Annotated in this window: 16 protein-coding genes; 9 read left to right on the top strand and 7 right to left on the bottom strand. The window is 53.1% G+C overall.

Annotation, left to right across the window (positions count from 1 at the left end; all coding sequences use genetic code 11):
• The first annotated feature begins 263 nt into the window (after positions 1–263).
• The 5 genes from MKJ04_RS05130 (at position 264) to MKJ04_RS05150 (ending at position 5,740) form a co-directional block, all read left to right on the top strand.
• Positions 264–1,283: a type II glyceraldehyde-3-phosphate dehydrogenase gene (locus tag MKJ04_RS05130; protein ID WP_241639914.1), complete on the top strand. Its 1,020-nt coding sequence runs from the start codon at positions 264–266 to the stop codon at positions 1,281–1,283.
• 934 nt (positions 1,284–2,217) lie between these two features.
• Complete coding sequence (locus MKJ04_RS05135; protein ID WP_241639916.1) at positions 2,218–2,880, top strand: hypothetical protein; 663 nt, start codon at positions 2,218–2,220, stop codon at positions 2,878–2,880.
• 65 nt (positions 2,881–2,945) lie between these two features.
• Complete coding sequence (locus MKJ04_RS05140; RefSeq protein WP_241639918.1) at positions 2,946–3,158, top strand: heavy-metal-associated domain-containing protein; 213 nt, start codon at positions 2,946–2,948, stop codon at positions 3,156–3,158.
• 74 nt (positions 3,159–3,232) lie between these two features.
• Entirely contained in the window at positions 3,233–3,409 is a 177-nt protein-coding gene (locus MKJ04_RS05145; protein WP_241640010.1) for an SHOCT domain-containing protein, read from the top strand.
• A 324-nt stretch (positions 3,410–3,733) separates the two neighbouring features.
• Positions 3,734–5,740 carry a copper-translocating P-type ATPase gene (locus tag MKJ04_RS05150; RefSeq protein WP_241640012.1) on the top strand — a complete coding sequence of 669 codons (2,007 nt, stop codon included), beginning with the start codon at positions 3,734–3,736 and terminating at the stop codon, positions 5,738–5,740.
• Between the two features lie 362 nt (positions 5,741–6,102).
• On the opposite strand, the gene MKJ04_RS05155 is transcribed toward MKJ04_RS05150, so the two are convergent.
• Complete coding sequence (locus tag MKJ04_RS05155; RefSeq protein WP_241639920.1) at positions 6,103–6,729, bottom strand: YdcF family protein; 627 nt, start codon at positions 6,727–6,729, stop codon at positions 6,103–6,105.
• A gap of 150 nt (positions 6,730–6,879) precedes the next feature.
• A complete protein-coding gene (locus MKJ04_RS05160; RefSeq protein ID WP_241639922.1) occupies positions 6,880–8,001 on the bottom strand; it encodes a Gfo/Idh/MocA family protein in 1,122 nt (373 codons plus the stop codon).
• Between the two features lie 536 nt (positions 8,002–8,537).
• Here MKJ04_RS05160 and MKJ04_RS05165 point away from each other — a divergent pair.
• A complete protein-coding gene (locus tag MKJ04_RS05165; protein WP_241639924.1) occupies positions 8,538–11,114 on the top strand; it encodes a phosphoenolpyruvate carboxylase in 2,577 nt (858 codons plus the stop codon).
• A 112-nt stretch (positions 11,115–11,226) separates the two neighbouring features.
• Entirely contained in the window at positions 11,227–12,111 is an 885-nt protein-coding gene (locus MKJ04_RS05170) for an urease accessory protein UreD (RefSeq protein ID WP_241639926.1), read from the top strand.
• A 32-nt stretch (positions 12,112–12,143) separates the two neighbouring features.
• Here MKJ04_RS05170 and ureG read toward each other — a convergent pair whose 3' ends face one another.
• The 5 genes from ureG to MKJ04_RS05195 all read right to left on the bottom strand — a co-directional run bounded on the left by ureG (position 12,144) and on the right by MKJ04_RS05195 (position 17,032).
• Positions 12,144–12,896, bottom strand: coding sequence for an urease accessory protein UreG (ureG, locus tag MKJ04_RS05175; RefSeq protein ID WP_241639928.1), 753 nt, complete (start codon positions 12,894–12,896; stop codon positions 12,144–12,146).
• Positions 12,897–12,997: 101 nt separating this feature from the next.
• Positions 12,998–13,675: an urease accessory protein UreF gene (locus MKJ04_RS05180; protein ID WP_241639930.1), complete on the bottom strand. Its 678-nt coding sequence runs from the start codon at positions 13,673–13,675 to the stop codon at positions 12,998–13,000.
• Positions 13,676–13,707: 32 nt separating this feature from the next.
• Positions 13,708–15,429 carry an urease subunit alpha gene (ureC, locus tag MKJ04_RS05185; protein WP_241639932.1) on the bottom strand — a complete coding sequence of 574 codons (1,722 nt, stop codon included), beginning with the start codon at positions 15,427–15,429 and terminating at the stop codon, positions 13,708–13,710.
• Positions 15,430–15,634: 205 nt separating this feature from the next.
• The gene (locus MKJ04_RS05190) at positions 15,635–16,387 is read right to left on the bottom strand and encodes an urease subunit beta (RefSeq protein ID WP_241639934.1); all 753 of its coding nucleotides are present in this window, start codon (positions 16,385–16,387) and stop codon (positions 15,635–15,637) included.
• Positions 16,388–16,426: 39 nt separating this feature from the next.
• Positions 16,427–17,032, bottom strand: a complete 606-nt coding sequence (locus MKJ04_RS05195; RefSeq protein ID WP_241639935.1) for a HupE/UreJ family protein — start codon at positions 17,030–17,032, stop codon at positions 16,427–16,429.
• A 495-nt stretch (positions 17,033–17,527) separates the two neighbouring features.
• Between MKJ04_RS05195 and gltB the strand changes: the two genes are divergently transcribed.
• Positions 17,528–22,030, top strand: coding sequence for a glutamate synthase large subunit (gene gltB, locus MKJ04_RS05200; RefSeq protein ID WP_241639936.1), 4,503 nt, complete (start codon positions 17,528–17,530; stop codon positions 22,028–22,030).
• A complete protein-coding gene (locus MKJ04_RS05205) occupies positions 22,030–23,487 on the top strand; it encodes a glutamate synthase subunit beta (RefSeq protein ID WP_241639937.1) in 1,458 nt (485 codons plus the stop codon). The genes gltB and MKJ04_RS05205 overlap by 1 nt, the downstream gene beginning before the upstream one ends.
• Positions 23,488–23,515: the final 28 nt, after the last annotated feature.

Here is a 23,515-nt window from a genome sequence, read left to right on the forward strand (position 1 = left end):
TCGAAGGCCGCTGATTTAACTGTTTTAACTGAGCAGACACAGGTTATTTTGAGGGGGCTGAAATGGCTGGCAATTTAATTTCCTGCAAAACTATATCAGTATACCTGTTCCAATATGGGCACATTCGCATGAACTGGCTTTGGAGATGTGGTTCCTGTAGTCATACCGACAAGGATAGTGGTCATTTTGTAAATGGGAAGAGGTTTTGTGAAGGTGGCCTTTTGGCTTTCTACTATGTATACTTCAATTAAAAAATAAAAAATATGAAAAAGAAAATCGCATTAATCGGATATGGGGTAATTGGCAAAAGGGTGGCAGATGCCATTGCTTTACAGGATGATATGGAACTAAGCGGAGTTTGTGATGTCATCAGCGACTGGCGCATTCAAACCGCGGCAAATAAAGGATATTCCATTTATGCTGCTACAGCGGATGCTCAGGCACAGATGAGAGAGGCGAACATCCCAGTCGAAGGAAGCATGAGTGATCTTTTGGGTGAAGTGGATCTGGTAGTGGACTGCACACCTAAAAAGATAGCTGTTCAAAATGTGGCTTTGTACAAGGAGCGTAACATCAAATTTATTCTGCAGGGAGGTGAAAAGCACGAAACAACTGGCCATTCATTTAGTGCAGAAAACAATTATATCTCAGCTTTAAACCGGCAGAGCACACGGGTGGTATCCTGTAACACCACTTCTATCATCAGAACGCTTTCGGCTTTAAAAAGGGCCGATCTGCTTGAAAGTGCCCGGGGAACCTTGTTGCGCAGGGCTACAGACCCATGGGAAAGTCACCTGGGTGGTATTATGAATACCCTTCTGCCAGAAAAAGACATTCCCAGCCACCAGGGGCCTGATGCCCAGAGTGTAGATCCGGAACTAAATGTCATTACCATGGCAGTGAAAGTACCGGAAACACTAAGTCACCTGCACTTCTGGAACGTCAAACTTAACCATAAAACTTCTAAAGAAGAGGTGCTGGAGGCATTTAAGACCTCTACCCGCATAACTCTACTCAATTACGCAGATGGCTTGGTATCCAATAATACCATCAAAGAAAAATACCTTGACATGGGCAGGCCATGGGGAGATATGTATGAAGTAGCCCTTTGGCAGGATATGCTGAAAGTAGAAGGAGACGAGCTTTTTTATGCTTATGTGGTGGATAACCAAGCTATAGTGATACCAGAAACCATAGATGCCATAAGGGCACTCACGGGACTGGAGGAAACTGCTGTAAACTCAATTCTCAAAACAAATACAAGCATGGGCATCCAGAAGTGATTGAAAGGGCGCTATGCAGTTTGGCAACTTTAAACAGATACCTCTTAATTACGCAAATGATAAGCATAGTATAAATATGAATTATACTATGCCCATTCAGAATTATTTTGAAAACAATGGGGTATTAAATCCGGAGATTTAACAGAAGGGAAACGATATACATGTAGTTTTCCGCGCTGTAAATGATGGAAATTTTTCTGCCCTAGGATACGCAAAGACGGGTGGCCCAACCGATATTATCGAAAGGCATCGGAAACCGCTTATTACAATCGAGTTTGACTATGAACGGTATGGGGCGGAGGGTCAGTGAGATCTTCCCTCCCATCTAGTTTTAGATCCAAAGGATGATTTTGAAGTGAAACATTAAGCAGCAGGATGCCCCCTTGGAAACCCAAGTGGTATGATTGGTGATTTATCACGGGCCCAGCGAAGCTACATTTTGGGAAACTTACTATGCTGCCGCCCCATTGTTACGATTGGATAAACCCAAAATTTAAAATTTAAGACTGCCTGTTTTTAATTACTTGTAAACTGCAGATCACTAACTGTGGCGGAAAACCCACAAACATATTAAACAGGGCTTTCGCATCTAATCGAAACACGGAGCGAAAGCAGCCTGCCGTTATTGTGTGTTCTCACCAACAACTTGTTGGTCAAAAGACGCAACGAGGGCAGCTTTGCGAAAGTCCTGTAAAATTAAACTTTAGTAGTTCATAATAAAAGCTTGTAAAGATTAAGGTTGCTTTTAGGGATATAATTGATCTGACATAAAGAGTAAAATAGATTTTTTATTTGCATTAATTCATGAATATCAGTCCTATCATAGATACTGAACATCCGCGAATGAACACTAAACAAAATTGCAGAATATTTTAAGAACCTTAAACGGTCGATACAATCTTCTCATACACCAACACAAATTAGGTATAATGCCATGAAAGCTAAATACTTTATATTTTATATACTATGGCTCACTCCTTCTATAATACTGAAAGCCCAGTCTAAGGAAATGTTCATTGAACAGATTTCAGGTAAAACCATGGTAAGAGAAAATTTTGAGGGCGGACAGCTCACTGGGAAACAAATTTTTACTGCAGAAAAAATGGAGCAGAGAGGAAAGCTTTTTTTTGTGGATATAAAAATCAAAATATATGATGAAGCGCAAAATTTAGAGTCTGTTCATACCACAACTTACCAGTGCAGGCCTGACGAATCTGATGTGCTTTTATCCGTATTCGCGCTCAACCCTAAAAAGCAAGAGATTGCAGTGTCAGCGAAATCAGGTGATTTTAAAAAAATGTATGATCTCAATCCCACTAGAATGCTACGCAGCCTAAGCTTGACCCTATATATCGAAACGGGCCTACTCAATTTTCTTGGCTCTAAAAACAATGTAACTATCAATAACCGATCGCTTAAAAAAAATGCTACTGGCTGGAGTATCACTGAAAGCATTCATATTCAAGCCTATGTGTTAGGGTTTAAAATTAAAAAAATTGATTACGAGGCGACAGAATATTTAACTAAAGCAGGCTTGTTGGAAAGGCAGATTTTCAAACAGCAAAATGGTGATTATTTTACAATAACCTATAATTAAAAAAAAACACTCGGGTGTAGCTGGACAGCAGACCCATCATTTCATCGTTATAAACAATTTAAATCATGAGAAAACCAATCACTAATAACTACCTAATAAAAGGTATGAGTTGTGGCGGCTGTGCTGCAACAGTTCAACGAAAATTATCCGCTATACCCGGCGTGAACGCTGTAACAGTTGATCTTGCAAGCATGAAGGCAGAGATCACCTCTTATGAGGCTATAAAAAGTGAGGTACTACTGGATGCAGTGAGTAAAACGCATTACAGTATTGCTTAGCTGAGTTCAAATAATTAACTATATCCATTAAATATATTCTTATGCACATGTACAATGGTTTTCATTTTGGAGGAATGCACCTGATATGGTGGATCCTGTGGATTATACTGATATTATGGATTTTCGCAACGCCCTATGATGTGCCTGGTCAACGGAAAAAGAAAGATACGCCACTGGAAATATTGCAAAAGCGGTTTGCCTCAGGGGAAATAACAGAAGAGGAATACCTGAAGCGAAGAGAAATATTGTAAGAGTGGGAAAAACAACTCAATAAGCAAAAGAGGAGCTAAGTTACCAGGAGATAGCAGTTAATAACCATTAGAATACCTAAAAATTGGTTTTTTCGAACAGAGAACCCTAAGAATTCACAAAGGTATATCTTAACAAGTAAAGGTTAGCGACATAGTTTATTAAAATTAACTATCATGGAAGATCACAAAAACCAGGCGCATCATCCCCATGAAAATGGAAAGGAGTCTTTTAAAGAAGAAGCACAGGAAAGAGCGGATGATTTAAAGAGTGCTTTAACAGAAAAGACAAAACATGGGCATGAGGCAGCCATGGACCAAAATGAAATGGACCATTCAAAAATGGACCATGACGACATCCCGATGGGCATGGAAGGCCATGACCATCATAAAATGATGATTGCCGATTTTAAAAAGCGGTTTTGGATAACGCTGGTCCTGACCGGGCCCATCCTGTTTCTTTCCCCAATGATTCAGGACTTTTTCGGTTATGCGTTTTTGCTTCCCGGCAACCCCTATATCCTGTTTGGCTTATCCAGTATTGTTTATTTCTATGGGGGCTGGCCTTTTCTGAAGGGCTTCTGGTCCGAAGTGAAAAAAGCGTCCCCGGGAATGATGACTTTGATCGCGATGGCCATCAGTGTGGCCTATTTTTATAGTTCGGCAACCGTTTTCGGTTTACCCGGGGTGGATTTTTTCTGGGAACTGGCCACACTGATCGCGATCATGCTTCTGGGGCATTGGATAGAAATGAAAAGTGTGTTGGGGGCGTCCAAAGCGCTGCAACTACTGGTAAGCATGATGCCCGCAGAAGCACACCGGGTGAAGGGCGATGTTATAGAAGATATTAAGCTGGAAGCCTTGCTGAAGGATGATATCATTCTCATCAAGCCTGGCGAAAAGGTGCCGGCAGACGGGATCATTACTGAAGGAAGCAGCTATTTAAACGAATCCATGCTCACCGGCGAATCAAAGCCTGTTAAAAAAGAACTGAATGAAAAAGTGATCGGCGGGTCTGTGAACGGAAATGGTTCATTAAAGGTCAAGGTTGAGCATACAGGCAAAGACAGTTACCTGAACAAGGTGATTAAAATGGTAGAGGATGCCCAGAAAACCAAATCCAAAATGCAGAACCTGTCAGACAGGGCGGCAAAGTGGCTCACTTATATCGCGTTGGCTATTGGTTTCGGCACGTTGGCCACCTGGCTTATGTTAGGCTTCCCTTTTGTATATGCGCTAGAAAGAATGGTTACTGTCATGGTGATCGCCTGCCCGCATGCCTTAGGCCTGGCTATACCTTTGGTGGTGGCTATATCCACGGCGGTATCTGCCCAGAATGGCTTATTGATCCGCAACAGGACTGCATTCGAGGAATCCAGAAAAATATCTGCCTTGCTGTTTGATAAAACCGGAACACTTACCAAAGGTGATTTTGGGGTGACCCGGATAAAATCTGTTGACAGTGCCTATCCTGACCAGGAAATTTTACGCCTGGCAAGTGCTCTGGAGCAGAGCTCAGAACACCCTATTGCAGTTGGAATTATTAAGAAAGTAAAAGAAGGGAAGATCAGCATACCCAAGCCAGAACGATTTAAAGCCATCACAGGCAAAGGAGTGGAAGCCAATGTAGAAGGGAAAGAGGTAAAAGTGGTTAGCCCGGGATATTTAAAGGATGAAAAAATAACTATTCCTGAAGATGCCTATAGCGATGCCGCAGAAACAGTTGTTTTTATCTTGATTGATGGGGCGTTGGCAGGTTATATTGCCCTTTCTGATGAGATCAGGCCAGAATCTGCCGAAGCTATAAAAGTATTTAAAAAGAATAACATCAAAGTATTGATGGCAACTGGCGATAACGAAAAAACCGCCAAAGCTGTTAGCGATAAACTTGGTTTGGATGGATATTATGCTGAAGTGCTTCCTCATCAAAAAGTGGAAATAGTTAAAGAACTCCAAGGAAAAGGCGAATTTGTGGCTATGACCGGCGACGGTGTGAACGATGCACCCGCATTGGCACAGGCCAATGTGGGTATTGCGGTAGGTTCAGGCACCGATGTCGCCGCCGAAACAGCCGACATCATCCTGGTAAACAGCAACCCTCAGGATATTGCCAATCTTATCCTTTTCGGTAAAGCCACTTACCAGAAGATGATTCAGAATCTGATTTGGGCCACAGGTTATAACGTGATTGCCATTCCTCTTGCTGCCGGTGTGCTTTATTCTTCCGGTTTTGTTTTAGGCCCTGCGGTAGGTGCGGTGTTTATGAGCCTGAGTACTATAATCGTAGCCATTAATGCACAACTATTAAAAAGTAAGATCGGGAAAAAGGAATAATACAGAAATGTGAATCAATTAAGGTTTAGAGCTGGGACCTTGAATAAAAAGCTGCAAGAGCATTTTATGCTCTACATAAAAACTGACGTGACGCAGCATCAATCAAGAGGTGTTGCCCTAACGTGGGAACAGGTGTGTTAAGAGACGTGGATTTACATACAGATTTTCAGCTCAGCTGTTTAGGTAAGACGACGGCCACAGGGCTAATCAGCCTGCAGGATAGGGCGGCTTGATGGTCATAGATGACCCTTCCTTGTTAAAGCCCACACTAATGAGAACGTGCCGGTGCAGGAGATTGTGAAGCGCAAATACAGACACCTGAAATAGGCGTGAGCCCGACAATCAAAAGCAGGTATAGCTGGCTAAAGCTGCCCAAGGTCACGCTTGTTGAGGTAGGCGATGGCTTCGTCTACTGCGATAAGATCGCCCTGGGTATGGTATTTCCGGATACGCTCCATCTCCCCGGCAATGAGTCCGGCCCGGGCATCCTGCACCTTCCCCTGCGAGTGGACGACCTCCTCTTTCCAGGGCATGGGTTTGCCGGGCTGGCTGTAGAGGTATAGCTCCGGGTAGATTTCTAGCGCTGCGGTTACGGCGGCCATAAACGCGCGGGGCTGCTGGAAGGGTGCCGCCGTCACGATTACGCGTCTGTACTTTTGCTCCCTGGCGTGGTGCATCATCGACTTTGCCTCAATCAGGGTATGGAGCAGGTCTGTGTCTGCCGGCACCGGTTCCACTGGCTCCAGCAAATCCTGTTTCATCCCGGCTTGCATCAACGCTTGCTTCCATACCTTAAAGCCCGGATAACCGCTCATCGGGCCCGTGTGCAGGAACATTACTTTTTTTATGTGCTCCTGCATGAGCAAACTGTGCACAGCGGCAAAAGCCGATTCCTGATTATCTTCGGTCTGTCCGAAAAGGAAAAGGGCGTCTGCCGGTTCAGCGGGCAGGGTATCGCAGAGGGTCCGGATAATCAGTTCTTCTAGCATAGCTCCTCCTATACGTCAGGCGTCTTTCGCGGATGCCTGCCATACAGGAAAAGGAAAGCGTTTTGCGTGCTGAAACAGCTATGAAACTGATTTCAGTTTAGCCGTGCCAAGGTGAGTCGATGAATCTTTTCAGCAACGCATACCCCATCATTATTTTAAAGCTACTTTCTCCCCCGTTTTCACGGCCCGGTAAATGGCATCAATTATTTTCAGGTCTTTCACTCCCTCAGCGCCGTCTACGGGCACTACAGGCTGCTTGCCCTCCAGAATGATGGCGGCCATCTCGTCCATCTGAACGGTCTGGTGTGTCTTGTGCGGCTGGGTGAGCTCGCCTTTGTTGGTGCGGCCCTGGATGGGGCCATAGCCTGTGGCTGGTTGAAGCTCGGCATACCCCTCCTGCCCGTCCAGGAAAAAGCGGTCCAGGAAGTTCATGTTATACGTGGACAGGCAGGAGGCCACCGCCCCGCTCGGGAAGCCGAACTGAAACTGAATGGTCTCGTCTACGCCCTCCTTAAATTTCTCCGGATCAGTTTTGGTTTCCTGCGCCGTGACCCATACCGGTTCCTCCCCCACCATATAGCGCGCGCCGTTCACGGCATAAATCCCGATGTCCATCATCGATCCGCCGCCAGCCAGTTCCTTGTTCAGGCGCCACTGGCTCGGGTCGCCGATCTTAAAGCCGGTGAGCCCCTGAAAGAACATGATCTTGCCCAGCTCGCCCTCCTTGCGCATCCGGATAATCTCCAGCGTCTTCGGCTCAAAATGCATCCTATACCCCACCAGCAGCTTCACGTTTGCCTGCTTGCAGGCATCCACCATCTCCTGCCCCTCTTTAGCGTTCACGCCCATTGGCTTTTCACAAATCGCGTGCTTGCCTGCCTTTGCCACCCGGATCACCTGGTCGTGGTGCAGGGCATTGGGCGTGATCACGTATACCGCGTCTATGTCCGGGTTATTCCTGATGCGGTCGAAGTTCTCGTAGTTGTAGCAGTTTTTCGCCGGGATGTTGTATTTGGCCTGCCACGCTTTCACTTTAGACGGCGTGCCGCTGATCACCCCGACCAGCTTTGCTTTGGTGGAAGCCTGCATGGCCTCTGCCACCCGCGTACCGTAGCTGCCCAACCCCATGATCGCGACGCGCAGCACAGGCCCCTGGTAGGGCGCTTTATCAAAATCAAAAACCGAAAGGGTTTGAGATCCGGCCAGGGTCATAAATGGCAGCCCGACAGCTGAGAAAGTAAACTTCTGTAAAAAGTCACGCCGTGAATTCATAGGTTTCGCTTTAGTGATAAACTGTGGGAAAGATTAAATCCGGTAATAGCTCTAAATTAATCCAATATATAAATAAATGTAATAAAATAAGTTACAAATTGGAATACACTGTGTCTTTTATACAGTTACTTATACCTGCTCCTTAGCCGTTAGCGGTATGGAGAAGACAGGACACAAGGTATGAAAGTAGGTAAACAAACGGAGTGTAGCTATACGTCACCACGCTATAAATCTGCCTAACAACGGAACTCGGCGCGCGTTCGCCTTGCGGCACCAAACCGCCCCGGCCACGTATGAGACGCTATTGCCATGGGGGGGAGCGCGGACGCGGCAACCGCAAAAATTTGATTCCGCAGCATTAAAAACTATATTTGAAGAAGGACACCGGCTCAACAGCACGCAAATACACCAGAATAGTCCTTTTGTTAAAGTTTTGCCCCTAAAATGCAGGGTTGTTAACAAAACCTTGCTTATATTGCAATAACTTTAACAATAAAACCAAAAACAATATTTCATTGCAAAAAACTACGCAACTCATGGATGGTTCTTCCAACAGCACAATACAAGCCTACAACAAGCAGGTAGGTCTCCGGTTTCAGTTATATAATAGCCTGTTCACGGCGCTGCCTTTCCATAGGGTGGAGAAAACGGGCGTGCTCCTGACCATTTTCCTGCTGCATTGCGAAGAAGGATACGCCAAGGGCCAAAGCCCTGTGGAGATCATCAACTCTTTTGTCAAGCAGCATACCTCCTACCACGGCGACAAGGAATTGATCGACCTGCTCTTCCGCTTTGTGCAGTACACCGAACGGCAGGTGGTGCTTTTTGACGCGCTGGAGGATGCCGCCTACCGCGACATACATGACATGCAGGGGGCGGGCACGCTCAAGCAGTTGCAGGGAGAGGTGCTGCAAAACAAGAAAACAACCGAGTTGGCAGATAAGCTGAAGGATTTCTCGGTACGATTGGTGCTGACGGCCCACCCAACGCAGTTTTACCCAAGCGAGGTGCTGGGCATCATCAACGACCTTTCGAAGGCGCTGATGAACGAAAATACCCCGCAGATTAACAGCTACCTGCAACAGCTGGGCAAAACGCCGTTTTTCAAGAACGAGAAACCAACGCCATACGACGAGGCGGTAAACCTGATCTGGTACCTGGAGAACGTGTTTTACCTGGCCGCCGGCAATATCCTCTCGTTCATGAAGAATGAGCTGCCCGACGTGGTAAGCCCCACCAACCCGATCGTCCGTTTTGGCTTCTGGCCCGGCGGCGACCGCGACGGAAACCCCTTTGTGAGCGCTGACATCACGCTGCGCGTGGCCGAGGCCCTGCGCGGCGGCGCCCTCAAGTCATACTACCTGGATGTGCGACGCCTGAAGCGCCGCCTCACGTTTAAAGGCGTGGCCAACCTGGTGCTATCGCTGGAGCAGAAGCTATACAACAACCTGTTTGTGCCGAACCACGAGCTGGATATATCGAAAGAAGAAATCATCTCCTCGCTGCAGCAGATTCGCACTATCCTCAAAGAAGAGCACAACAGCCTTTTCCTGAACATGGTGGAGAACCTCCTGCGCAAAGTGCAGCTGTTCGGATTGTTCTTCGCCTCCCTGGACATTCGCCAGGACAGCTCGGTGCACACCGAACTGCTGGAGCTGCTGGCCGATACAGGAAACGCACTCCCCGCAGACTATGCCTCCCGCTCAGACCAGGACAAAATCGCGGCGCTACTTGAGGTGCGCTCCGCGGCAGACGCCACGCTGCTGGACAACGAGCTGCACCGTGACGTGCTCGGAAGCATGCGCGCCATGAAAACCATACAGGAGACGAACGGCGAGATTGGTTGCCACCGCTACATCATCAGCCATTCCACCAGTGCCCTCGATGTGATGCAGGCCTATGGCTTGTTTCTGCTGAGTGGCTGGAAGCCCGAGGAGATGAGCCTGGACATTGTGCCCCTCTTCGAAACCATAGATGACCTGCAGAACGCCGCCGGTGTGATGTCTGCGCTCTATGAGAACGAGGCATACCGCCAGCACCTGCAGAAGCGCGGCAGCATCCAGACAATCATGCTCGGCTTCTCGGACGGCACCAAAGACGGTGGCTACCTGATGGCCAACTGGGGCATTTACAAAGCGAAGGAAGAGCTGAGCGCCATCTCTAAGCAGTATGGCGTGGAGGTGATCTTCTTCGACGGCAGAGGCGGGCCTCCGGCAAGAGGAGGAGGCAAAACGCACCAGTTCTACGCCTCTATGGGCCCGAACATCTCCAACAAAGAAATCCAGCTCACCATACAGGGCCAGACGATCAGCTCGAACTTCGGGACGGTGGACGCTGCGCAGTATAACATCGAGCAGCTGATGCACGCCGGAATCCGGAACACGCTGTTCGCCTCGCAGAGTGCCACGCTCACGCCGGAAGAAGAGGAGCTGCTGCAGCGCCTGTCGAACGAGAGCTTTGAGAAGTATAACACGCTCAAAAACCTCCCGAACTTCCTGGAGTACCTCAACTATGCCAGTCCGTTGCGCTACTACGCCGAGGCGAACATCGGAAGCCGACCGTCGAAGCGCAAGCCGGGCAAACTGAACCTCAACGACCTGCGCGCCGTGCCGTATGTGGGCTCATGGAGCCAGCTGAAGCAAAACCTGCCGGGCTATTACGGCGTGGGCACAGCCCTCCAGCGACTGGAAGAAGCCGGCAAGTGGGAGGAGATCGTGCAGCTCTACAACGGCTCGCTGTTCTTCAAAACCCTGATGGACAACTGCGAGATGGCGATGACCAAATGCTTTTTCCCGCTCACCGCCTTCCTGTCCAGCCACCCGAACTACGGTGCGCTCTGGAACATGATCCATGATGAGTTTATGCTGACGAAGGGCTATATCCTGCGCCTGACGGGAGCCTCGGAGTTGATGCAGGACAAGCCGGTCAATCTGCTTTCCATCCAGATGCGCCAGCGCATTGAGCTGCCCCTGCTCACCATCCAGCAGTATGCCCTCACCAAAATCAGGGAAATGGAGGAGCAGGACGTGCAGGGCGACCACAAAGGCGTGTATGAGAAGATGGTGATGCGCTGTTCGTTCGGCATTATCAACGCAGAGCGGAATTCTGCCTAAGTTTCATACCTTCCCATACCCATCAAACCAAGACCAGCTTATGCAAATGAGCTGGTCTTGATGTATAAAGCAGGTGTATAATTCTCTTTTCTCTCCGTTTCGCTTACTCCGTATGTTCCCACAGCCAGCCTCTCCCCTTCTGAACGCCTCTCCCGACTGGAGCGCTGTGGAGGTAGAGGTGGTGCGCGGGAAATCGAGGGTGGTGGGTTGCAGGAGCAGGCAGCCGCTCAAAATCCTGAACCCGGCCTCGCACCAGGCAAGCTGCCATGTGGTGCTCTCTAACTTTGGGGGAGGGATGGTGTCCGGCGACCAGATACAGCTGCAGCTCCGTTGCGGCGCAGGCTCCCGCCTGTTTCTCAGCACACAGGCCAACGGCAGGATCTTTAAGTCGGTGGACGGGGCCGAGGCATGCCAGACCATTGCGGGCACGCTGGCCCAAAATGCGCTGGCCGTCCTCTTCCCGGACCCCGTGGTGCTGCAGGAAGGGAGCCGCTACCGGCAGGTGCAGCACTGGGATATACAACCCAAAGCGGTGTTGCTGGTCATCGACTGGTTTCACTCGGGCCGGATGGACACCGGGGAGCGCTTTGCCTTTCACTCGTTTTTCTCGGAGCTGAGGGTGACATCGGCCGGCAAAACACTGCTGCTCGACCGCTTTTCTTTTCAGCCCCGGCAGCACATCGCCTCCGCTCCCGCCAACTTCGGGGAGTACCAGACCATATTTTCAGCCTACCTGGTGGGCACGCCGGGCGAGGCTCTTTTTGAGCAGCTTGGCGAGCGCCTGCTCCAGCTCAGGATGCCGGAGCGCACGGCCCTCCACTTCGATATGACCAACAGGAACTTTGTGCTCTCTGTCGTGAAAGCGAAAGCGGGGGTATACCTGCTGCGGGCCATGGCCAAAACCCGTCAGGATCTGCAACCGCTCTGCGATGCGATTCTTTCGGCACTCGCTACCGACGCATACCTGGGGTATAACCCGCTGCAGCGGAAGTACTGATAGGGTATAAACAGGGTATGGCCAACGGGCAATCAGCGGCGGTCTTCGCGCACCGACAGCAACGCATTTTCTTTGGCTTTCAGGATGTGGGCGATGATCTCGTCCAGGCCGTCGCCATGCAGGGCACGCGCAAAAACAAAGGGACCATCGCCACGCATCTTCCGGGAGTCCCGCTCCATCACCCCCAAATCGGCACGCACCAGGTCTTTCAGGTCGGTTTTGTTGATGACCAGCAAGTCAGACTGCGTGATGCCGGGGCCTCCTTTTCTCGGAATCTTATCCCCTCCCGACACGTCAATCACATAGATGGAATAGTCTACCAGCTCCCGGCTGAAATGCGCGGCCAGGTTATCGCCCCCACTCTCCACAAAGAGCAGGTCTAAGGTATAGGCGAACTTTTCCATGAGTCCCTCCAGGGCATCCATGTTCAGGGAGATGTCTTCGCGGATGGCGGCGTGTGGGCAACCGCCCGTTTCCACACCCACAATGCGGTCTTCGCTCAGGGCGCTGTGCCGGATCAGGAACTCGGCGTCCTCACGGGTAAAGATATCGTTGGTGACCACGGCCAGCTCATACGTGTTCCGGAGGCGTTCGCAGAGCGCTTTCAGCAAGGCCGTTTTGCCCGTGCCCACGGGGCCGCCTATACCCACCGTGAACGCCCGTTTCCTGAAGTTGCGGTATACCGGCAGCTTGCGCGTTTCCCGCAGCTTGTAATCCCCCGGAGAGTCGTATGCCTCGTGGGTATGCCCGTGCAGCAAAAGCGCTAATTTATCGACGAATGCCATGTATGTAATTGTTAAATTGTTGGTTGTTTAATTGTTGGTTGTCAGAAGACTATGTATAAATATTTGCATAAGATGCCTCTTGTAATAGCGCTGTAATCTCCCTAGTTCTGGAATAGCTTCGAGTAAATATCCTCGTGGAATACCTGCGTGGTATCCAGCAGGAAGGCTGAGCGGCAGGCTTGGGTATAGGGCACGCCCTGGGCCTGTGTCAGCAGCTCCTCGAAAACGGTATAAAAGTCGTGCTGCAGCTTGTGGCCCTGCATCGGCCCGAGAAACCCCAACCGGATGGCGGCGCTCACCTGATCCCGAAGCGCCATGTGCAGGTACATGGTCTGTGCATCCTCCAGCGTAAAGCCCACCCTTTTCAGGCAAAGCGCATACACCAGCACAAAATGCAGTGGCAGGCCTTTGGCCGAAAACCACTCCCTCAACGCTCCCAGTCCCGCCTCGGGGTAAAACGAGGCGAGCAGGTTAAGCCAGTTTTTGCCCTGCACGATGCTTGCCTTGTGTATCGCGGGCACCAGCATCATCGCGTCATACTCCCCGGCTATACATTCCAGCGCCATACCCGGTGCGTCGGCGTCCGACTGGAAACAGGCGTGTATAAACGGGAAATCCATACTTGCCGCCTGCTGCAGAAAGGCATACAGGTGGTTGCGCAACGCAAACTGGTCCCGGATCAGGCCAAAAGTGATGCTGCTCTCTAGCCCATAGGAATAGGCAAACGAGCCGGTCGGGATAGCGGAATCCACTAAGTGCAGCAGGCGGGCGAATTTCATAGGGTGGTTAAAAACATTCGGAAACGCATCGGCTAAAACAGGTTATACAGCTGGGCCAACGGCAGCTTGGTGGCAGGCTCGCAAGTAATATGGACACCGTCCACAGTCACTTTGTACGTTTCGGGGTCTACCTCAATTTGGGGCAGGAAATCATTCAGGGCCATGTCCTTCTTCGTCACGCTGCGGCAGTTCTTCACCCCTACCACCCGCTTTTGCAGGCCGTAGTGCTGCTCCACGTGCGCCACCGACGCCTGCGACACAAAAGCCAGCGAGGTAATGCCGATCGCGCCGCCAAAAGCCCCGAACATGGGCCGGGAGAAAGAGGGCTGCGGGGTGGGTATAGACGCGTTCGCATCGCCCATCTGCGCCTGCACAATCACGCCGCCTTTGATGATCATCTCGGGTCTGGAGCCAAAAAAGGCCGGTTTCCAAAGCACAAGGTCTGCCAGTTTGCCCACCTCCACCGAGCCAACCTCCTCCGAAAAGCCGTGCGCCCGCGCCGGGTTGATGGTATACTTGGCCACGTAGCGCCTCACCCGGAAATTATCGGCCTTTCCCTCCGGGGCAGCATCCTCCGGAAGCGGACCGCGCTGCTCCCGCATTTTGTGGGCTGTCTGCCAGGTGCGCGTGATCACCTCCCCTACCCGGCCCATGGCCTGCGAGTCGGAGGAGATGATGGAAAGCGCCCCCATGTCGTGCAGGATATCCTCGGCAGCAATCGTCTCGCCCCGGATGCGGCTTTCGGCAAAGGCCACGTCCTCGGGTATGTTCTTGTCGAGGTGGTGGCAGACCATGAGCATGTCGAGGTGCTCGTCTATCGTGTTCACGGTATAGGGGCGGGTCGGGTTGGTGGAGGACGGGATGACGTTGGGCTCGCCGCAGATCTTGATGATGTCCGGTGCGTGGCCTCCCCCTGCCCCCTCGGTATGGTAGGCATGTATGGTCCTACCCTTGAAGGCTGCCGCGGAGGTTTCCACGAAGCCGCTCTCGTTCAGGGTGTCGGTATGGATGCACACCTGCACATCGTACTGCTCGGCAATCGTGAGGCAATTGTCGATGGCGGCGGGTGTGGTGCCCCAGTCCTCGTGCAGCTTAAACCCGAGCGCCCCGGCCTCCACCTGCTCCCGCAGGCCCTCCGGCCTCGAGGAGTTTCCCTTGCCGAGGAAGCCGAAGTTCAGGGGGTATGCCTCTGTGGCCTGCAGCATCATCCGGATGTAAAATGCGCCAGGAGTACAGGTGGTGGCATTGGTGCCCGCCGCGGGCCCCGTGCCGCCGCCTACCATGGTCGTTACCCCCGACGCCAAGGCCTCGTTAATCAGTTGCGGGCATATAAAGTGGATGTGGCAGTCGATCGCCCCCGCCGTCAGGATGAGCCCCTCGCCAGCCACCACCTCTGTCGTGACGCCCACCACCATGTGCGGTGTGATGCCAGGCATGATGTGCGGGTTTCCGCCTTTCCCGATCCCCACAATCCGGCCTGCTTTTATACCGATGTCAGCCTTAAAAATCCCGGTATAGTCAAGGACGAGGGCATTGGTGATGATCATGTCCAGAGCATCGGCCTGCGACACGCCCGCCGCCTGCCCCATGCCATCGCGCAGCACCTTGCCCCCGCCAAACTTGCATTCCTCGCCATACACGCAGAAGTCCTGCTCCACCTCCACAAACAGGCTGGTGTCGCCCAAGCGGACTTTATCGCCCACGGTGGGCCCATACATATCGGCGTAAGCCCGGCGGTCTAGTTGTAAGCTCATGTTGTGAGATGGTTAAATGGTTTGACGGCTGAATGGTTAAATGGCTAAATGGTTGAATTGCTTAATGGTTAGATTGTTAAATGGCTGAATGGTTAAATGGCTATTTTGAAAACCCAAATTTAAGTTAGCTGGATGTTTCAATTCCATACCCCCACAGCACACCCCGATCAACGAAAAACGATCAACTAAAAACGATCAACGCCTTTCATTTAGAGATAAAACCGGCATCCTTCGCCCGCTCCAGCGCGGCTGCCTTGTTCGCGTCGGAGAGTTCTCCTGCTGTCAGGTTGTTGCCCCCGTATACCACCCGCTCGCCGGCCAGGGCCACCAGCTGCACGTGCTTCCGCTCGCCCGGCTCAAAGCGCACCGCGGTCCCGGCGGGGATGTTCAGGCGGTAGCCGAAGGCCTGTGCCCGGTCAAAATCGAGCGCGGCGTTTGTTTCGAAAAAAGGATAGTGTGAGCCTACCTGCACCGGGCGGTCGCCCCTGTTAGTCACGTCGAGTTCCACGGTTTCGCGGCCCTCGTTCAGCGTGAGCGCCCCATCGCTTAACACATACGCTCCAGGGTCCGGGTTCACCACGTTGTCGTGGGCCACCTCCCGCCGCTCGTACGAAAGGCCCGAGCCATACAGCGCAAGCTCCGGGAAGCCAAGTTCGCGGCAGATAGGGTGATGCACCGTCACCAGTTTGGTACCGTCCGTAAACGTGCCCTCCACCTGCACCTCCGTTAGCATGTCGGCCACGCCGGGCATCACGTCATTCATACCCAGTATTTTCTTGCCCTTGTCCATCAGGGTAGCCACGCTCTCGCCATCGCGGATAAACTCCAGCAACTGAGTGGCAATCAGGGCAACGGCCTCGGGGTAGTTGAGCTGCAGGCCGCGTGCGTGCCGCTTCTGCGCCACAAACCCGGCATTGTGCAGGAGTAGCTTGTCGATGTCTTTTGGGGAGAGGTGCATGGATGGCGGAAGTTAGGTTAGAATCAAAATGAGCAGGATTTAGAGGAGTAGGTTCTGGTACATCATCCAGCCGCCATACACGATGCAGACCAGCGAAGACACAACCACCGCCCCGAAGCGCAGGGTTCCGTTTAGCTTCATGCGCCGCGTATATGGCACGCTGAAAAGCCAGGCTGCCACTAGCATCCCCAGCATCGAACCGATGCCAAACAATAGCAGGTAGGTAACGCCAAGGTAGGGGTCCTGCAGCTCGCTCAGAACCAGCAGCACCAGCGCGCCGCTTCCGGCAAGCCCGTGCAGCAGGCCCACTGAGTAGGCCATGCTGTGCTGGTAGCGGGAGGCGCCGGCTTTGGGCAACGGCTGTTTTTTCAGCAGCCTGCTGAGGCCCATGACCACCAGCACAAACCCCACAAAAGCCTCGAAGTAACCAGAGGTAAGAAACGTGACGCGGCTCAATAGCACCACGCCCCCCACCAGCACCAGCGTAGTGGTATGGCCCAGCCCCCAAAACAGGCCGTCCTTCAGGGCCAGCATCACGCTGTCGCGCCTGGTGATGATGTTGCCTACGGCAAGCAGGTGGTCGGCCTCAAACGCATGCCCCACCCCGACAACTGCTGCAAATAAGAGGGGTAACAGTGCTTCCATATGCTTGCCTTAGTTTGCCATACACACAGCTATTACCAAGTATACTTAACAAAAAATCAAAAAACAACTCTTATTATTAGAACAACCCTTACAAATAAAGGTATCTTTATTGAAGCACAACAATACCAGGTTAGCTAAAACGTGGTACTATCCAAAGATTACTTACAATCCAGTTTGGCAAGTTGCCGGAAACGGGCGACTTGTTAACAGCTGACGTACCGACCATATCAAAAGCCCTGTTTTGCACCGTTTGGTTACGGTTTCTAAAAAAAGCTTCAAAATTTGATTATTGCCAAGCTTGCAACACAGTAGGCGGATTATAGGCCCTATTTTCACAATTAAGCAGGTTAAGGGCTTTTTCGTTGACGTTTTGTTATCAAAATTCGCTCGTTCCATACAATATCTATAAATACTCTTTTGTTTTTTGACGATTCGTGTAGTAAATTATGAATTCGTTTACACAAATAAGTAAGTGTTAACCTCAGTTTACATTAGATGAATCAAGACAAAACCATAAATGCCGGGTTGTACAGATCCGAGTTTGAGCATGATGCATGCGGGGTGGGGTGTGTAGTGAACCTGAACGGGAAAAGAGCCCACAGTATCGTGAAAGACGCACTCACCATGCTGACGAACATGGAACACCGCGGGGCCACAGGTAGCGACGCCGAGACTGGCGACGGTGCCGGTATCCTCGTGCAGCTTCCGCACGATTTTTTCAGGAAGCAGTTAAGTGAATTTGCAATCAAGCTCCCGCAGGAAGGCGGGTATGGCGTGGGGATGATCTTTTTCCCGTCTGTGTATGAGGTGCGGGACAAGTGTCGCCAAACCGTCAACCAGTGCATCCGCCAGCTGGGCTTCGACCTGCTGGGCTACCGCCTGGTGCCGGTAAACGGCCGCGTGCCCGGCCACGAGGCAAAGGCTGTGGAGCCATACATAGAGCAGGTGTTTGTGCAGCCCGCCAACCCCGACCTAAACGAGGACGAACTGGAGCGCAAACTCTTTGTGCTGCGCAGCATGATTACCCATGAGATCAAAAAAACGGTGAGTGGGGAGAATGGCATGTTCTACATCGCCAGCCTCTCTTCGCGCACCATTATCTATAAAGGGCAGCTGAAAACAGATCAGGTAGAGAAATATTACCACGACCTGCGCCACCCGGACTTTAAGTCGGCGCTGGCGGTGGTGCACTCGCGTTTCTCCACCAACACCTTCCCGAACTGGAAACTGGCACAGCCTTTCCGCTTCATCGCGCACAACGGCGAGATCAACACGATCCGCGGAAACGTGAACAAGATGAAGTCGAAGGAGGCCCTGATGTCCTCGCCTTACTTCACGGAGGAGGAGATGAAGTGGCTCCTGCCGATCACCAACCCGGGCAACTCCGACTCCGCGAACCTGGACGCCATGGTGGAGCTACTGACCCTGTCGGGCCGGCCGCTGCCGCACGTGATGATGATGCTGGTGCCCGAGGCATGGCAGGACAACCCGTTTATGGATACCTACAAAAAGGCGTTTTATAAATACCATGCGGCCCTGATGGAGCCCTGGGATGGCCCTGCCGCCCTATTCTTTACCGACGGAAAGCAAATCGGCGCCACCCTGGACCGGAACGGTCTGCGCCCTGTGCGCTTCTGCGTAACGCAGCAAGGTCGCCTGATCATGGCCTCCGAAGCCGGTGCGTTGCCCGTGAACCCGAAAGACGTGGTGCGCCGCGGCAGGCTGCAGCCCGGTAAAATGCTGCTCGCCAACCTGACGGAGAACAAGATATACGAAGACGAGGAGATCAAGCGCCTGGTGTGCGACGACAAGCCGTATTTCGATTGGATTCAGCAGAACCGCATCAAGCTGCACACGCGCCCCGAGCCGGACTATTGCCTGAGCAGTGTGAAACCGGAGGTGCTGCAGCAGCGTCAGAAAGCCTACGGCTATACCTACGAAGATCTGAAAATGATCATCAAGCCGATGGCGTCCACGGGCAAAGAGCCGCTGGGCAGCATGGGCTCCGATGCACCGTTGGCGGTGCTGTCGCTGCAAAGCCAGCACGTGTCCAACTACTTTAAGCAGCACTTCGCGCAGGTGAGCAACCCGCCGATTGACCCGATCCGGGAGCGCCTGGTGATGTCGCTGTTCACCCGCCTTGGCGAGTCGCTGAACGTGCTGGACGAAACACCGGCCCATACCCGCCAGATCCATATCTCGCACCCGGTTCTCAGCCACGGCGATTACAACAAAATCATCAACCTGAAGAGCGAGGGATTCGACCACGCCGTGATCGATGCCACCTTCACCACCACCGAGGCAGGTGCGCTGGAGAAAGCCCTCGACACGATCAGCGCGGCCGCTGAGGCAGCCGTGCGCGACGGGAACAAAATCCTGATCATCTCCAACAGAGCTATCGGCCCCACGCGTGCAGCCATACCGTCTTTGCTTGCCGTTGGGGCTGTGCATCACCACCTGATCCACAAGCGCATCCGCACGAAAACGGGTCTAGTGGTAGAGGCTGGCGATGCTTGGGAAACACACCATTTCGCCACCATCATCGGGTATGGCGCAAGCTGCGTGTACCCATACATGGTGTACGACACGATCCAGAACATGCTGGAACACGATAAGCTGGACACCAGCCTTCCGTTTAAGCACTATGCAGACCAGTTTATCTATGCCGTGGGCAACGGCCTGCTAAAGATTCTCTCCAAAATGGGAATCAGCACCCTGCAGTCGTACCAGAGCGCCCAGATATTTGAGTGCCTCGGCTTTGGCCAGGATGTGATCCAGAAGTGCTTCAAAGGCACGATCAGCCGCCTGGACGGACTCAACTTCGAGGACCTGGAGAAAGAGGCCCTGACCAAGCATCAGTCCGCGTTCCTGGATGAGATTCCGATGCTGGAGACGGGTGGCTACTTCCAGTGGAGACGGCGCGGCGAAGAGCACCTGCTCCGCCCGGAAGTGATCCACTTGCTGCAGAAATCCACGCGCCTAAACGATTATACCCTCTACCGGCAATACTCGACCCTCGTGCGCAAGCACCAGGAGTCGACCATCACGCTGCGCAATCTCTTTGAGTTCAGGAAGCGCCAGTCGGTGCCCCTGGAGGAGGTTGAGCCTGCCGAAGCCCTCCTGAAGCGCTTTGCCACCGGGGCGATGTCGTTTGGCTCGCTCTCGCACGAGGCGCACAGCACGCTGGCTATCGCCATGAACCGCATCGGCGGCAAGAGCAACAGTGGCGAAGGCGGGGAAGACGAGGCACGTTACGAGATAAAGCCGAACGGCGACTCGGAGCGCTCGGCCATCAAGCAGGTGGCATCCGGACGCTTCGGCGTGACGAGCCACTACCTGGCCAATGCCGACGAGATACAGATAAAGATTGCCCAGGGCGCTAAGCCAGGGGAAGGCGGCCAGCTGCCCGGCCACAAAGTAGACAAATGGATTGCGCGCGTGCGCCACTCGACACCGGGAGTAGGCCTGATTTCGCCGCCACCGCACCACGACATCTACTCGATCGAGGACCTGAAGCAGCTGATCTATGACCTGAAGAACGCCAACCCGAACGCCCGCATCAACGTGAAGCTGGTGTCGGAGGCGGGAGTGGGAACCATTGCGGCAGGCGTGGCCAAGGCCAAGGCCGACGCGATCATGATCGCTGGCGCCGACGGCGGAACGGGTGCAAGCCCGTTGAGCTCTATCCGCCACGCCGGACTCCCCTGGGAGATTGGCCTGGCAGAGGCACACCAGACGCTGGTGAAAAACAACCTGCGCAGCCGCGTGGTGCTGCAGACGGACGGCAAAATTATGACAGGCTATGACCTGGCGGTGGCAACACTGCTGGGTGCCGAGGAATTTGGCGTGGCCACGGCCGCCCTGATTGCGGAAGGCTGTATCATGATGCGCAAGTGCCACCTCAACACCTGCCCTGTCGGCATTGCCACCCAAAACCCGGAGCTGCGCCAGCTGTTCACCGGCGAGCCGGAGTATGTGGTGAACCTGTTCCAGTTTATGGCAGAGGAGCTGCGCGAGATAATGGCATCTCTGGGCTTCCGCACGCTGAACGAGATGGTAGGCCAAAGCCAGGTACTGAAGGTGAAAAACAACCTGAACCACTGGAAGCTGCGCAACCTGAACTTCGCCCCGATTCTGCACAAGGAAATCGTGCCGAACACCGTGGGGATTTACAACCAAATCCACCAGGTACACGACATCGACCAGGTGCTGGACCGAAAGCTGATCGAAGACTTCAAGAAAGAGAAAAACGAGGTAGAGTACCGCATCATCAACGTAGACCGCTCTGTGGGCGCCATGCTCTCCTATGAGGTGTCGCTGCAGTATGGCAAGGCCGGTTTGCCGGAAGACAGCTTCAGAGCCACTTTCCAGGGCTCTGCGGGCCAGACCTTCGGTGGCTTCCTGGCACCAGGCCTGACCTTCCGTCTTGTCGGAGAGGCCAACGATTACCTGGGCAAGGGCCTGTCGGGCGGCAAGCTGATTCTGCAGCCGTTTGAAGGCACCACCTACGTGGCGCATGAGCACATCATCACCGGCAACGTGGCCCTGTATGGCGCCACTTCCGGCACGGCATACATTAACGGTATGGCCGGTGAGCGCTTCTGTGTGCGCAACTCAGGTGCCGAGGCAGTGGTGGAAGGCATCGGAGACCACGGCTGTGAGTACATGACAGGCGGTAAGGTGCTGGTGCTGGGCAATGTGGGCAAGAACTTCGCGGCCGGTATGAGCGGCGGAACAGCCTTCATCTACGACCCGGCCAACAGCTTCCCGGAGCAGTGCAACCTCGACATGGTGGACCTGGAAGACCCGGATGAAGCCGATCTGGCCTGGATTGAGCAGAAACTGAAGGAGCACGCCGCCTATACCGGCAGTGTGCTGGCACAGCAGATGCTAAGCGCCTGGCACGCCGACCAGAAGTTCTTCCAGAAAGTGATGCCGCATGACCTGAAAAAGGCCATGCAAGTAAACGAAACTGAAATGCTTAAAATAGTAGCCTGATGGGAAAAGCAGATGGATTTTTAAAATATAACCGCGAGCTGCCACAAGCCCGTGACCCGAAGGAAAGAATAAACGACTCCAACGAGATTTATACCGCCTTCCCGGAAGAGAAGACAAAGCAACAGGCTGCCCGTTGCATGGACTGCGGCGTGCCTTTCTGCCACAGCGGCTGCCCCCTGGGCAACCTGATTCCGGACTTTAACGACGCCGTGTACGATGGCGAATGGGATCGCGCAGCGCAGATTCTCTACAGCACCAACAACTTCCCGGAGTTTACGGGGCGCATCTGCCCGGCACCGTGCGAGTCGAGCTGCGTGCTGGCCATCAACAAGCCAGCCGTTGCCATCGAGCACATCGAGAAAGCCATTGCCGAGAAATCGTTTGAGCTGGGCCTGGTAAAGCCCCAGCCGCCAAAGCACCGCACCGGCAAAAAAGTAGCCGTGATCGGCTCAGGTCCTGCGGGCCTTGCGGCCGCCGCGCAACTCAACCAGGCCGGGCACGAAGTGCACGTGTATGACAAAGACGACAAAGCGGGCGGGCTCCTCCGCTATGGTATACCGGACTTTAAACTGGAGAAATGGACCATCGACCGTCGCCTGGACATCCTGAAGGCCGAAGGCATCCGCTTTCACCTCGGCGTGGAGATCGGCACCGACACAACCATTAAAAAGCTGCACCGCAAGTACGACGCCGTGTTGGTAGCCATCGGCTCCACCAAGCCGCGCTTGCTCGACATCCCCGGAAACGACCTTAAGGGCATCCATTTTGCGATGGAGTACCTGACGCTGCACAACCGCCGCGTTGCCAATGAGGAGATTCCGGCAGAGATAGACCTCCACGCCCAGGACAAGCATGTGCTGGTGATTGGCGGAGGTGACACCGGCTCTGACTGTGTGGGTACTGCCAACCGCCATTTCGCGCGCTCTATCAGCCAGTTGCAGTACCGCACCATGCCATCCGACACGCGTGCGCCACACAACCCGTGGCCAGAGTGGCCCATGACCTATTCCTCCTCGAGTTCCCATGACGAAGGCTGCGAGCGCAGCTGGGGCTGGCTGACGAAGGAGTTTGTGGGCGATGAGAATGGCCACGTGACAGGCCTGAAGGTGGTAGAGCTGGAATGGAAATCCAGCCGGGAGTATGATGAGAAGGCCGGAAGCGAGCGCATCCTGCCCTGCGACCTGGCCCTGATCGCGATTGGGTATGAGCGCCCGATGCACGACGACTTCCAGGCAAGCTTCGACTTCGAGTTCGACAGTCGCGGCAATTTCAAGCTGCAGGACTGGCAGACCAACATCCCGGGTATATTCTCTGCCGGCGATGCCTGCCGCGGCCAGTCGCTGGTGGTATGGGCAATCTCCGACGGGCGCGAAGCGGCCCGGGCAATGGATATATACCTAATGGGTGCCTCAGAGCTACCGTCGAAAGAACTGTCGCAACTGGTGCTGGGCAGCTAAGGCTCCTGCCCCATACCCAAAGTAAAAA

Source organism: Pontibacter sp. E15-1 (assembly GCF_022601975.1).
Classification (GTDB): Bacteria; Bacteroidota; Bacteroidia; order Cytophagales; family Hymenobacteraceae; genus Pontibacter.